The organism is Chryseobacterium salipaludis (assembly GCF_022968825.1).
GTDB lineage: Bacteria > Bacteroidota > Bacteroidia > Flavobacteriales > Weeksellaceae > Kaistella > Kaistella salipaludis.
Genome location: NZ_JALHKS010000005.1, coordinates 150,244 through 162,414, shown reverse-complemented (window position 1 = coordinate 162,414; position 12,171 = coordinate 150,244). Strand labels below are relative to the sequence as shown.

At 44.2% G+C, this 12,171-nt stretch carries 13 protein-coding genes; 7 read left to right on the top strand and 6 right to left on the bottom strand.

The window, feature by feature from the left end:
- Positions 1 to 148: 148 nt before the first annotated feature.
- The 6 genes from MVI27_RS09725 (at position 149) to MVI27_RS09700 (ending at position 5,585) form a co-directional block, all read left to right on the top strand.
- A complete protein-coding gene (locus MVI27_RS09725; RefSeq protein ID WP_246961336.1) occupies positions 149 to 400 on the top strand; it encodes a type B 50S ribosomal protein L31 in 252 nt (83 codons plus the stop codon).
- A gap of 86 nt (positions 401 to 486) precedes the next feature.
- The gene (locus MVI27_RS09720; protein ID WP_246961335.1) at positions 487 to 1,647 is read left to right on the top strand and encodes a GlmU family protein; all 1,161 of its coding nucleotides are present in this window, start codon (positions 487 to 489) and stop codon (positions 1,645 to 1,647) included.
- 442 nt (positions 1,648 to 2,089) lie between these two features.
- Positions 2,090 to 3,445, top strand: coding sequence for an oxygen-dependent tRNA uridine(34) hydroxylase TrhO (gene trhO, locus MVI27_RS09715; protein ID WP_246961333.1), 1,356 nt, complete (start codon positions 2,090 to 2,092; stop codon positions 3,443 to 3,445).
- Complete coding sequence (locus tag MVI27_RS09710; protein ID WP_246961331.1) at positions 3,445 to 4,695, top strand: peptidase U32 family protein; 1,251 nt, start codon at positions 3,445 to 3,447, stop codon at positions 4,693 to 4,695. Before trhO ends, MVI27_RS09710 begins: the two co-directional genes overlap by 1 nt.
- A gap of 26 nt (positions 4,696 to 4,721) precedes the next feature.
- Complete coding sequence (locus tag MVI27_RS09705) at positions 4,722 to 4,952, top strand: ferredoxin (RefSeq protein WP_246961329.1); 231 nt, start codon at positions 4,722 to 4,724, stop codon at positions 4,950 to 4,952.
- 45 nt (positions 4,953 to 4,997) lie between these two features.
- Positions 4,998 to 5,585, top strand: coding sequence for a 5-formyltetrahydrofolate cyclo-ligase (locus tag MVI27_RS09700; protein ID WP_246961326.1), 588 nt, complete (start codon positions 4,998 to 5,000; stop codon positions 5,583 to 5,585).
- Here the strand turns inward: MVI27_RS09700 and MVI27_RS09695 are convergent.
- Together MVI27_RS09695 and MVI27_RS09690 are read right to left on the bottom strand one after the other, a co-directional pair.
- Positions 5,522 to 6,106 (bottom strand): hypothetical protein, encoded by a 585-nt coding sequence (locus tag MVI27_RS09695; protein ID WP_246961323.1) that lies wholly within the window; start codon positions 6,104 to 6,106, stop codon positions 5,522 to 5,524. The two genes, MVI27_RS09700 and MVI27_RS09695, sit on opposite strands and share 64 nt — an antisense overlap.
- The gene (locus tag MVI27_RS09690; RefSeq protein ID WP_246961321.1) at positions 6,090 to 7,232 is read right to left on the bottom strand and encodes a hypothetical protein; all 1,143 of its coding nucleotides are present in this window, start codon (positions 7,230 to 7,232) and stop codon (positions 6,090 to 6,092) included. The genes MVI27_RS09695 and MVI27_RS09690 overlap by 17 nt, the downstream gene beginning before the upstream one ends.
- 170 nt (positions 7,233 to 7,402) lie before the next feature.
- On the opposite strand from MVI27_RS09690, the gene MVI27_RS09685 reads away from it, so the two are divergent.
- Positions 7,403 to 7,714 (top strand): hypothetical protein, encoded by a 312-nt coding sequence (locus tag MVI27_RS09685; protein WP_246961319.1) that lies wholly within the window; start codon positions 7,403 to 7,405, stop codon positions 7,712 to 7,714.
- A 51-nt stretch (positions 7,715 to 7,765) separates the two neighbouring features.
- On the opposite strand, the gene MVI27_RS09680 is transcribed toward MVI27_RS09685, so the two are convergent.
- From MVI27_RS09680 to MVI27_RS09665, 4 genes are all read right to left on the bottom strand, one after another.
- Positions 7,766 to 8,530: a TrmH family RNA methyltransferase gene (locus tag MVI27_RS09680; RefSeq protein ID WP_246961428.1), complete on the bottom strand. Its 765-nt coding sequence runs from the start codon at positions 8,528 to 8,530 to the stop codon at positions 7,766 to 7,768.
- The gene (locus tag MVI27_RS09675; RefSeq protein ID WP_246961317.1) at positions 8,520 to 10,043 is read right to left on the bottom strand and encodes a DNA recombination protein RmuC; all 1,524 of its coding nucleotides are present in this window, start codon (positions 10,041 to 10,043) and stop codon (positions 8,520 to 8,522) included. The genes MVI27_RS09680 and MVI27_RS09675 overlap by 11 nt, the downstream gene beginning before the upstream one ends.
- Positions 10,044 to 10,241: 198 nt before the next feature.
- Positions 10,242 to 11,423, bottom strand: coding sequence for a nicotinate phosphoribosyltransferase (gene pncB / locus MVI27_RS09670; protein WP_246961315.1), 1,182 nt, complete (start codon positions 11,421 to 11,423; stop codon positions 10,242 to 10,244).
- Positions 11,424 to 11,513: 90 nt separating this feature from the next.
- Positions 11,514 to 11,990: a Dps family protein gene (locus MVI27_RS09665; RefSeq protein WP_246961314.1), complete on the bottom strand. Its 477-nt coding sequence runs from the start codon at positions 11,988 to 11,990 to the stop codon at positions 11,514 to 11,516.
- Positions 11,991 to 12,171: the final 181 nt, after the last annotated feature.

Sequence of the window (12,171 nt, the reverse complement as noted above, 5' to 3'; positions counted from 1 at the left end):
ATTGTTGAACCCGGAAATTGTAAATTTAACAATTGCTAAGTTGTTGGAATGAAAAACTATTTGTATTTTTGCGGTCTAAAATTTTAGCAGAGAAATATCCATTACTATTTCGAAAGCAAAACTTTAATTATTAATAGTAAATTTAGTTATGAAAAACGGAATCCACCCAGAAAATTATAGACTCGTTGTTTTCAAAGACATGAGTAATGATGAGATGTTTCTTTGCAAATCTACCGCAGAAACCAAAGACACCATCGAGTACGAAGGCCAGGAATACCCATTGGTAAAAATGGAAATTTCTTCAACTTCTCACCCGTTCTACACCGGTAAAGTGAAACTGGTTGACACGGCAGGTCGAGTTGACAAGTTCATGAACAAATACAAAAAATTCGCAAAATAATTTCGGATTTTTATTGAATATAAAGTCTTTCAGGAATTTCCGGAAAGACTTTTTTTATGCTATTTTCACCCGTAAATAAATTTTCTATGCAACTCGTATTTTCAGATGCCCGATTCTGGCAGGATTTCTTACCGCTTACTTTTACACGCCCGGTGGCCGAACTGCGCTGTGGCATCCTTACGTTTGCAGAACGGTGGCAAAAATTACTGGGCTTCACGGAGGTTGCCTATCTCACGGAAGATTACCTGCAGCAGAAATTCCGGGAACCGCTGAAAGAAGAAAGTTTGTTTCTCGTGCCCAACTTTTTACCGACCGCTGAAATTCTGGCTCAGATTAAAGAATTAAAGTTGGGCGAAGCGCTGGTTTACCGCGATGAACTGTTGGCTGTGCGTATTCACATGGAAAACTTTTCGCTGAACCAGATTGAGAAAATGACGGATATTGAAGGTGAAATCCGCTTTTACAGTCAGCCGACCGATTTGTTCAGTTATAATAAGGAAGCCATTGATTTTGACTTCCAACTGTTAACTGGGGGACGCCAGTCCGCCGCGTTGTCAACCACCAACGGACTCCTTGGAAATCCGGAAGACCTATTTATTGAAGAGGGTGCCGAAGTGGAGTTTTCCACCCTGAATACAAAGACCGGCAAAATTTATATCGGGAAAAATGCAGAAGTAATGGAAGGTTGCCATTTGCGCGGACCTGTTGCGTTGTGTGAGGAATCTAAATTTAATCTCGGTGCTAAAGTGTATGGGCCTACCACGATTGGTCCGCACAGCAAAGTGGGCGGCGAGGTGAACAATATTGTTATTTTCGGATACAGCAATAAAGGCCATGATGGTTTCGTGGGAAATTCAGTGATCGGTGAGTGGTGCAATCTGGGCGCAGATACCAACTCATCTAATCTGAAGAATAATTATGCAGAAGTAAAGCTTTGGAATTACGGCATCGGAAAGTTTGTGAATACCGGTTTGCAGTTTGCGGGCGTCATCATGGGCGACCACACGAAAACAGCCATTAACACCCAGCTCAATACAGGAACGGTCATTGGTGTGGCAGCGAATATCTTCAAACCCGGTTTCCCGCCAAACCTGGTGGACAGTTTTTCCTGGGGCGGTATGAAAGGCGATCCTAAATTTAAACTGGAAAAAGCCAACGAAGTGGCTGAGCTTGCCATGGCCAGAAGAAAAGTGGCGTTTACGGAAGAGGACAAAAGTATCTTGAAACATATTTATACCGAGCTGTAAAGAAAATATTCGGACAGCCTATTTCTGTATGGAACCTTCGACAAAAAAGATCTTACAAGACTTTAACAATATTCTAAATGATTTAAATCTTAAGGAACTGGAGGATCTTCAGGACTTGCTTACGGTGAAGATTTTTCGCTTGACTGACACGGGTGAAAGAATTTCACTGGATAAAGTGAAAAAAGATTTGAACATCCGGAGGTCTTCTACTGAAATTTAGGAGCTACACTTACGCTCGGAGGAGTCTGCAGCCCGACGTGAGCGGAGCTCTTTTTTGCGCAGCGCAGCGGAGCGAAAAAAAGCGGGAGCGGACGGCGGAAATGTCTGCCCAAATACTTTTTATTGAATACTTCCTGAGTACTTTCATATTCTAATTGCCTTTCCTTAAAAGGCATTTTCGTACCTTTGCGGCTTTATAATTCTCACTTAATCTGTTGATAGCATGCAACTGTATAACACGTTAAGCGCAGAAGAAAGAGCTCAGTTAATCAATGAAGCCGGTAAGCAGCGCCTTACCCTGTCTTTCTATGCGTACGCTAAAATCGAAAACCCAAAACAATTTCGCGACGAACTTTTTGTAGCCTGGAACGCCCTGGATGCACTTGGCCGTATTTATGTAGCCCACGAAGGGATCAATGCCCAAATGAGTATCCCGGCGGACCAGCTGGAAGCATTCCGGGAAACCCTGGAAGCGTATGACTTTATGAAGGGAATCCGCCTGAACGTGGCGGTGGAGCAGGATGATTATTCTTTCCTGAAACTGACCATTAAAGTCCGACATAAAATTGTGGCTGACGGTCTGAATGACGACACTTTTGATGTAACCAATAAAGGAATTCACCTGAAAGCTGACGAGTTTAACACCTTGCTGGAAGATCCGAATACTATTGTGGTGGATTTCCGGAATCATTATGAAAGTGAAGTCGGTCATTTTGAAGGAGCCATCACGCCTGATGTTGAAACCTTCCGCGAAAGTCTGCCGATTATCAATGAGCAGCTCCAGGAGCACAAAGAGGATAAAAACCTGCTGATGTACTGCACCGGCGGTATCCGGTGTGAGAAGGCGAGCGCTTATTTCAAGCATCAGGGTTTTAAAAATGTATATCAGCTTGAAGGCGGTATCATCGAATACACGCGCCAGATTAAGGAACAAAATATTGAAAGTAAATTTATCGGGAAGAATTTTGTCTTTGACCACCGGTTAGGCGAAAGAATTACGGACGATATTGTTTCCCAGTGCCACCAGTGCGGTAAACCCTGCGATGACCATACGAACTGTGCGAATGACGGGTGCCATCTGCTTTTTATTCAGTGCGATGATTGCAAGGCTGCGATGGAGAACTGCTGTTCTGCCGAATGTCAGGAAATTATTCATTTGCCAATAGAAGAACAGATCGCGTTGCGCAAAGGAAAAGATATCGGCAATAAGATCTTCCGCAAAGGAAAGTCAGAAGCCTTGAAGTTTAAAAATTCAGGCGCGCAGCCGGCAAAACCTTTAGCAAAAGCAGAAACCAAAAGTATTCGTCAGCAAACACCGGTGAAAAAAGTGTTTTTGGGCAAGGCAGAACATTACTATACAAAATCGAAAATCAGTCAGTTTCTGCTGGAAGAAGGCGAGTTGTCTTTGGGTGACACCATTCTCATTTCAGGTCCGACTACCGGCTTGCAGGAAATAAAAATTACGGAGTTGTTTGCCAATGGTACAGCCTGCGAAACGGCAAAAGCCGGCGACCAGATTACCTTTCCGGTTCCGTTCCGTACCAGATTGTCTGACAAACTTTATAAAATCGCAGAGTAATGACCAGGTCAGGAAAAATAGAACTGATGGCGCCCGCGGGAGATTTCACTTCCCTGCAGGCAGCTTTGGATAACGGAGCCGACTCTGTGTACTTTGGTGTGGAGCAGCTGAACATGCGCGCCCGCGCTTCGATGAATTTTACCATCGATGATCTGCCGGAAATTTCCCGCAGATGTTCTGAAAAGGGAGTGCGCACGTATTTGACTTTAAATACGATTATTTACGATCACGATTTATCGTTAATCAAAACCCTGCTGGATAAAGCCAAGGCAGCCAACCTGACTGCAGTTATCGCGATGGACCAGGCCGTGATTTCGTATGCGCGCCAGATCGGCATGGAAGTTCATATTTCCACGCAGATTAATATTACCAATATCGAAACGGTGAAGTTTTATGCCCTGTTTGCGGATACTATGGTGATGAGCCGCGAACTTAGCATTACCCAGATTAAAAAGATCTGCGACCAGATTGAAAAAGAACAGGTCAAGGGACCTTCCGGCAAACTGGTGGAAGTTGAAATTTTCGGACATGGTGCTTTGTGCATGGCGGTATCCGGAAAATGTTATCTGAGTTTGCATTCTCATAATTCTTCCGCGAATCGCGGTGCGTGCAAACAAAACTGCCGCAAGAAATACACGGTTATCGATCAGGAAACCGGCTTTGAGATTGAGCTGGAAAACGAGTATATGATGTCTCCGAAAGACCTGTGTACGATTCCTTTCCTGGATCAGATTGTGGATGCCGGCGTACAGGTTTTGAAAATTGAAGGCCGCGGCCGCGCACCGGAATATGTTGCGACTGTTACCAAATGTTACCGCGAAGCAATCGATGCTATTGCAGACGGAACGTATGATAAGGCGAAAGTAGAAGGCTGGATGAAACGTCTGGAGACGGTGTATAACCGCGGATTTTGGGCAGGATATTATCTGGGGCAGGAATTGGGCGAGTGGTCGGCAAACTCCGGCAGCAGTGCTACCCAGAAAAAGGTGTATGTCGGGAAAGGCCGGCATTTCTATCCAAAGTCCAATGTAGCGGAATTTATGATTGAAGCGTATGATCTGGCCGTGGGAGATAAAATTTTAATCCAGGGCCCGACGACCGGTTCACAGGAAATGGTGGTGGAAGCCATGCGCGTGGATCAGAAACCGGAAGCCACGAAAGCCTCAAAGGCCGACGTGATTACGTTCAAAACAGAATTCCGGGTGCGCCCGTCCGATAAGTTATATAAAATTGTGGCAGCAGAGTCGTAGCAGTATTGTATCAAAAACAAAGTGTAATGGTTATTGTAACGCTGCAGCGGGAAAAATGTATCGGATGTAATTACTGTGCGGAATTTGCACCGGAGTATTTCCGGATGTCGAAGAAGGACGGTAAATCAGTTTTATTGAAGACCGAGAACAAGAAAGGCTTTTATACGCTGAAAACGCCAAACATGGAAGCATACCAACCGTGCGACAAAGCATCGCGCGCCTGTCCGGTGAAAATTATTTCGGTTAAGCTCACTTAAAAAACATGCGTTCGTTGAGGAACGCATTTTTTATTATATTTAAGTATGACGAAAGCTGCACTGAGAACTTTATATAATGCCCGCAAAAAAGAATTGACCACGAGTGAAACTGCAGAGAAGTCTGCGGAAATCTTTACGCAGTTTCAACAGCACTTTTCTTTCAAGCCGGGTGATACGGTACACTGCTTTCTTTCCATCGCCGAGCGGAATGAAGTGGATACGCGCTTATTTCTAGACTATTTTTTTGAGCGGGGTGTGCGAGTGTTTGTGCCCAAAGTGTCCGGTGCTGATATCTGCTCGGTCGAAATTTTTCCGGATACGGTTTTTATTAAAAGTAAATGGAATATTCCCGAGCCTGAAAGCAATACGGACTGTGGACTGAATTCCTACACCATGATTCTGGTGCCGCTGTTATATGCAGATGCCAATGGCAACCGGGTCGGGTATGGTAAAGGTTTTTATGACCGTTTCTTTGCTACACTGAAAAAGAATACACCAAAAGCTGGACTCAGTTTTTTCTCACCGGAAGAACCGGTAGAAGATGTTTCTGAATGGGATGTGCCGCTGGATTATTTGGTTACTCCCACAGAAGTACTGTCGTTCGCGGGCGGAACATCGAATTTTACAAAGTAAAATTTAAACTCTTTTTTAAATTTCACCGGAGAGCGTTGCAATTTATACTGCACATTTTTATCGCGGGTGCCCACACTTCGGTTAAATCCATCGAAGTATTCCACATTGAAGTCGGCAAGATCGAGCGTATCTGTCCCGCGGATCTCTTTTCGCACAGCGATGTTCTGCACTTTAGCACTTTTCGCTTTCAGGCTGTCCAGTTGCAAAAGCAGCGGATTGAGTTTTAAGGAATCAGGTTCCAGAAAATAGCCTTGCATTTGCGCATAAATGACAGAGTCGATTTCAGTGTCCCGGTTGCCAGCGGTATACAAAGCGGCCAGGTCCAGGATTTCCTGAATCTTTTGCCGTGTAATATTTTCGATGGCCTGCGCGCTGTCAATTTTTGTGACGGGATAGGATTTCTTGTTATTGTTGTTTCGGACAATCTGTAAATCAGATACCGTTTTTGGTTCCTGATTACAGGCCAGTAGCAGCAGAAAAGCCAGAAGCAGGCAACTTCCTATTTTACTGAGCGTTTTCATGGGCGGTAATTTTAAACTTTATCAGGTTGATTCTGTTGTTTTTATCGTTTCGGGTGTCAATCACTTCCAGGTTTTCGAGTGCCGTGGACGGCAAAGTTACCAGGTTAATGTAACGTTGTTTATCCATAGTTTCCACACCATAGGTTTCATTTTCGTACACCTGGTAAATAAGGGCCTGATCGCTGATCAGCTGGTTCAATGTCTCGCGTTTCTTTTTCAGATCCTTTATTGACTTGGAATAATAGAAAAGCATAATCGCATAGTCATTGGGTTTCAGTTCTATCGTTTCAGCTTCCGGTGCGGTTTCCAGATTTCGCTGAATCGTGTCCGTGCGGTAATAAGGCGACGAAACAACCATTGTCAGATCTTTAGATTTCGTGGTATAGACAAAAGGTTCATTCGGTTTTGCCGTGTACAAAATGGGTGATTCGTTTTCTTTTAAAATCTGTACCTGAAGTTCTGCATTAATTTTAGAATTACGGTCAGCATCCACGAAACTGTAGTAAAACTTCTTCGTGAACAGTTCATCCTTAAAAAACAGTATCCCAACCAAAAAGCCGAGCACAACTGAAAGCCCGGACCACAAATATTTTCGCCAGGCGGGAATGCCGGAAGTTTTTTCAGGTACTGGTGTCACCACATTTTCAGCAGAAGGTTGATTTACAGGAGTGCTCGTTTGTAAAATCTCTTTATCCGGTGTCGGTTCCGGCTGCTTTTCAACCGGTGGTATGGCCGGTTTTACCGGCGTAGTTTCCTCGCTAATTTGCAGTTCAGTCTGCGGAACAGCAATTTCAGCAGGAGCAGTCTCGTCTTCTTTTAAAATCTCATCAGCAAATAGGTGTTGTTTTTTAAATTCATACCAGGACTTGTAACCCGCATAAACAGACAGCAGGTTCAGCGTATCAATCCGCGGCAGCTTGGTTACAGGACTGGTTTTAAAATAGGTGTAAAACGTTTTTTCGCTGATATTGCCTTTCGCGATTTTGCGTAAATCTTCCTGGAAATAAATAATATCAATTCCTTTCCACCGGGAAATATCGTCATCAGACGGGGTGTGCTGCTCGAGGTAGGTATGCTGTACCTCATTTTTCAGCTGTTCGAAGTGTAATAAATCTAAATCGCTCAAAAGGTGGAAATGTATAAATGATTGATTATCAGATATAAAAAATTGTAAAACAGTTTTACAAATATATTACAATTAATTTTCAGCAACAAATTTTTTTGCGGGTCTACCTTTGTCCTGTTCAAAGTGATGAACGAATTAAATAGAACAAACAAACTTTAATTTACTTTATTATGAAAAAGTCATTCTTTGTAGCTGCTTTCGCTGCTGTAGCTCTTGTAGCTTGTAACAAATCTGAAACTGTAGAAACTGCAAACGGTACTGATTCTATCGATGCAATGAACAACGCTGCTGAGGTTGTTGATTCTGCTGCTATGGTAGTTGATTCTGCTACTGATGTTGCTGTAGACGCTACTAAAGATGCTGCTGCTGCTACTACTGAAGCTGGTGCTGATGCTGCTAAAGATCAGGCTAAAGCTGCTGGTGATGCTGCAACTAACGCTGCTGACGCTGCTAACGATGCTGTAAAAGACGCTACTAAATAATTAGACGTTTTTGACAAACTCTTAAACCGCTTTCCTCAGGAAGGCGGTTTTTTATATCCGCTGGCGCAATATTTCATACGCCGCAATGGCTACTGCATTACTCAGGTTCAAGGAATCAATGCTTCCTGCCATCGGAATTAAAGTATTGTTTCCTTTACCGGTCCAGAAATCAGTAAGTCCTGAATGTTCCGTTCCGAACACAATCGCTGTTTTGCCCGTGAGCGTGTGTGCAGGCAGTGGCTGCGCATCGTGGTGCATGTTCGTCGTTAAAATCTGGTAGCCGTTATTTGATAAAAATGAAAACGTGTCCTCATTGCTGCTCTGGAAAATATTCATTCCAAACAAACATCCCACGCTGGAGCGGATGACATTGGGATTATAAAAATCGGTCTTTGGATCGGTGATGATTAAAGCATCAATACCGAAAGCTTCGCAACTGCGGAGAATAGCGCCCAAGTTCCCCGGCTTCTCAACACCTTCCAGCACGACAACAGCCGAATGCGCTGCCGGTGCAAAATCTGACAATACTGGTTTCACAGTTTCGTAAATGCCGAGGCAGCCTTCAGAAGTTCCCCGGTACGCAAGTTTTTCATATAGGTTTTTAGAAACAAACGTAATTTGCCCCGCAGGCATCTCACCGTCAAAAATATCGGGACAGATGAAAAATTCTTTTGCCTTAAAATGAAACTGCAGAGCGCGCTCATTTTCCTGACGACCTTCCACGGTAAAAACCTGCTCCCTGCGCCGGAAGCGGTTATCAGTCAGCAGGCGGGTCAGGTATTTTATCTTTTCATTTTTGGGGCTTTCAATAAGCATCATGATCATTCAGTTTATCATCAATTGCGTGGGCGGCCGCGTTTTCTTCGAGGGTGGGCGGCAGCTCCTTTTTGTTTTTAATGCCAAGGCTTTTCAGCTTGGTGGTTTGCACAATGAGATTATCATTACCGGTAGAAAGTTGTTTGAAGGCGTCATTGTACACATTCTTTGCCTGGTCCATGTGTTTGCCTACTTTCTCGAGGTTATCTACAAAACCAACGAATTTGTCATATAGCTTGGCGCCGCGCTCTGCGATTTCCATGGCGTTGCGGTTTTGGTATTCGCGCTTCCAAAGGTCAGCCACCAATTTCAAAGAGGTAATCAGGTTGCCGGGATTTAGCAGCAATATTCTTTTTTCATAAGCAAATGACCATAGGTTCGGGTCTGCCTGCATGGCGGCGATGTAGGCCGGTTCGCTGGGAATAAACATCATGACGAAATCCAGCGATTTATCATAGTCATCATATGCTTTGTCACTCAGCTGGCGGATATGATTTTTCACCGAAGCCAGGTGCTGATGCAACTTGATCTGATACACTTCTGAATCGGTTTCGTCCACGAGTTCGGTAAAGGCAGTTAAAGAAACTTTGGAGTCAATAATTACATTGCGCTCATCAGGATATTTTACCACGGCATCCGGACGCATTTTTTTGCCCGAAAATTCTGAGTAAAGCGCTTTGTTGTCTTCATCTCGCAGTTCATGCTCCAGAAAATATTCCCGGTTTTTCACCAGGCCTGATTTTTCCAGAATACTCTCCAGGATCATTTCGCCCCAGTTTCCCTGGGTTTTGCTTTCGCCTTTCAGTGCGCGGGTGAGTTTTTTGGCATCTTCCGAAATCTGCTGGTTCAGCAGGGCGAGTTCTTTCACGCGTTCGCTGAGCGAGAACCTTTCCTTCGATTCTTTGTCATAGGTGTCCCCAACCTGTGTGCGCAGCTCCGTAATCTTTTCCTGAAACGGCTCCAGGATATTTTTCAGGTTCTGATGGTTCAATGCCGTAAACTTCTCCGCTTTTTCTTCCAGGATTTTCTGCGCCAGGTTCTGGAATTCCTGTGCGGCCTGTTGCTGCAGGCGGAGGATTTCCTCTTTTTGGTTTTGCAGTGATTGTTTTAAACTTTCGTTATTCGCCTGGAGCTCCGCATTTTGTGCAAAAAGCGAACGGTACTGCGCAGAGAGTTGTGCGTGGGCGTCGGTCTGCTGTAGGTGTGTTTCTTTTAATTCTTTGTGCTGCCGGTGCGTGGCATTGAGCTCGGCGGCAATCGCTGCGGTTTCTTCTTTTAAATTATATAAATCTTGGAGGTGCTGCTGTGCCGTTTCTTTTTCTGATTTTATATTTTCCCGCGCTTCATCGAGTAATCGCTCGTTATGGTGTAAATCGGCCTGTGACTGGATATGCCGTTGATTTATTTCATCCAAGGCGGTTCGGGAAACCATGGACGATTTGCAATAGAAATACGCACCAGCCGCGCCGGCAAGTACGCTAAGGAAGACGATAAAAATAAAAGTTACCTCCATTTATATAGTAAAAGAATAGCCCGGAATTAATACTTTAGTTCTTTTCTGCGCCTTGGCTTGTATTATTTAAGATAACTGATTTTAAGATTTTGTCTTTTATCTTTTTTATTCGACATTAAAAATCATCAGGTCAGCAGTAAACATACAACCATTCCTTATACAAATGTAAACTCCATCCTGGAAACTGATGAAAAAAGCTTAATCTTTAATTTTTAAAAACTCTTTTGCCAGTTCAATCATCCTCGGGTCGCCGGTATATTTCCCATGCTCATCTGAAAGTTTCACCGTGGATGTCCAGTCACCATTGATGGTTTGCGCTTCTGTGAGTTTCATTACAATATTCATAGGTTTTAAACCCACATCGTTTGTCAGGTTAGTGCCGATCCCGAAAGAGATGCCAATGCGTCCCTCGCAGGCATGGGTAATTTCCTCCACTTTCTCCAGATTTAAACCATCTGAAAAGATGATGTATTTAAACAGCGGATTGATGCCGTTTTTGCGGTAATGCTCAATCGTTTTATTGGCAAATTCGATCGGGTCGCCGCTGTCGTGCCGCACGCCATCAAAAAGCTTCGCAAATTTCTTATCAAACTGCTGGAAAAAAACCTCGGTCGTGTAGGTATCCGAGAGCGCCACACCCAAATCACCGCGGTAAACATCTACCCAGTGTTCCAGAGACAGGGCGTTGGCCATCTTAAAACCATACGCAGCGGCGTGAAACATAAACCACTCGTGCGCGTGGGTGCCAATAGGTTTAACACCGTATTTCATGGCAAAGTGTACATTAGAGGAACCGATGAAGTTACCCGATTTATTATTGCGTACCAAAGCATCCACCACCAAATCCTGTACTTTGTAGGAGTGGCGGCGCCGTGTTCCGAACTCAGCAAAAGTTACTTTCAGCGCATCGAGGTGCGCGGCTTTATCCAAAGTGCGGCTGACAACCTCCTCATTCGGACTGCGCTGCATGCCGTTCAATTCATAATGCAGTTCCGAAATCAGCGAAAGCAAAGGAACTTCCCAAAGGATCGCGCGGTACCATTGTCCCTCCACCGTTACTTCCAGATCCTCGCCGTGCTGCACAACGGTTACCTCAGAGGGATCATAATGATAGCCGCCCAAAAAATCCAAATACGGCAAATCCAGATATGGACAGGTGATGCGCAGGAACTCTTTCTCATCGCGTGTAAGTTTCAGTTCCGCCATGGCGTTAATACAGCGGCGCAATTCCTCGGCAAAGCCCGGCGGGAAAGAATGGTGGCCTCTGTTAATAAATGTGTAGCGCACTTTTTCATTCGGGAAAAGTTTAATCACCGCGTTCTGCATGGTGATTTTATAGAAATCATTGTCGAGAAGCGATTTCAGCCGGACATCAGTCATAGGGTAGATATAAGAAGCAAAGGTACATAATCCCAATAAAAATCGCTCCGACAGCGGAGCGATTTGCAGATGATGTATAAAATAATTGCACTATTTGCCCAGATAGGAGTTGTACATCCAGACTTCTTTTTCCTGTTCGGTGATGTAATCACTCATTTGGGAATTGGTTCCTTCGTCACCGGCTTTATCAGTTACGTCCAGCAGATCGCGCTGCAGGTCAATCACCGTTTGGAAGGAAGTTAGAATATTGCGTACACACTGCTCGGCATCAGAGAGTTCCCGGCTTTCCTTAATGGTAGAAACGGCCACGTAATCCGAATAGTTATGGTTAGGCGTAGCACCGAGGGTTAAGATGCGTTCTGCGATTTCATCAATTTTCAGTACCAGGTTATTGTAGAGTTCTTCGAACTTCGGGTGGAGCGTGAAAAACTGGTCACCCTTGATATTCCAGTGCGCACCGCGGGTATTCTGGTAAAAAATAGAGTAATTGGCCAGCAGCACATTCAGTTTTTCTGCAATCTGTTGGCAGTCTGCTTCGTTCAGGCCGATAATTTTAGCGTTGTTCATAATTTTTATCTTTCTTACAAAGTTACCGAAAAGCAACTGCAATTCCTATTGACTGAAGCTATAGCGGTTATGGAAATGGTTTTGAATATCTTTAGCTTTATAAAAAGTAAAATAACAACAAAAATGCTGCTGGTAAAATGTACGGGTAAGATAAGACGGGATACGATATTACCAAGGACGT

Bases quoted from the DNA above. Each gene is read 5' to 3' on its own strand.
- MVI27_RS09725 (WP_246961336.1), top strand. From the start codon at position 149: ATGAAAAACGGAATCCACCCAGAAAATTATAGACTCGTTGTTTTCAAA.
- MVI27_RS09720 (WP_246961335.1), top strand. From the start codon at position 487: ATGCAACTCGTATTTTCAGATGCCCGATTCTGGCAGGATTTCTTACCG.
- trhO (WP_246961333.1), top strand. From the start codon at position 2,090: ATGCAACTGTATAACACGTTAAGCGCAGAAGAAAGAGCTCAGTTAATC.
- MVI27_RS09710 (WP_246961331.1), top strand. From the start codon at position 3,445: ATGACCAGGTCAGGAAAAATAGAACTGATGGCGCCCGCGGGAGATTTC.
- MVI27_RS09705 (WP_246961329.1), top strand. From the start codon at position 4,722: ATGGTTATTGTAACGCTGCAGCGGGAAAAATGTATCGGATGTAATTAC.
- MVI27_RS09700 (WP_246961326.1), top strand. From the start codon at position 4,998: ATGACGAAAGCTGCACTGAGAACTTTATATAATGCCCGCAAAAAAGAA.
- MVI27_RS09695 (WP_246961323.1), bottom strand. From the start codon at position 6,106: ATGAAAACGCTCAGTAAAATAGGAAGTTGCCTGCTTCTGGCTTTTCTG.
- MVI27_RS09685 (WP_246961319.1), top strand. From the start codon at position 7,403: ATGAAAAAGTCATTCTTTGTAGCTGCTTTCGCTGCTGTAGCTCTTGTA.
- MVI27_RS09680 (WP_246961428.1), bottom strand. From the start codon at position 8,530: ATGCTTATTGAAAGCCCCAAAAATGAAAAGATAAAATACCTGACCCGC.
- MVI27_RS09675 (WP_246961317.1), bottom strand. From the start codon at position 10,043: ATGGAGGTAACTTTTATTTTTATCGTCTTCCTTAGCGTACTTGCCGGC.
- pncB (WP_246961315.1), bottom strand. From the start codon at position 11,423: ATGACTGATGTCCGGCTGAAATCGCTTCTCGACAATGATTTCTATAAA.
- MVI27_RS09665 (WP_246961314.1), bottom strand. From the start codon at position 11,990: ATGAACAACGCTAAAATTATCGGCCTGAACGAAGCAGACTGCCAACAG.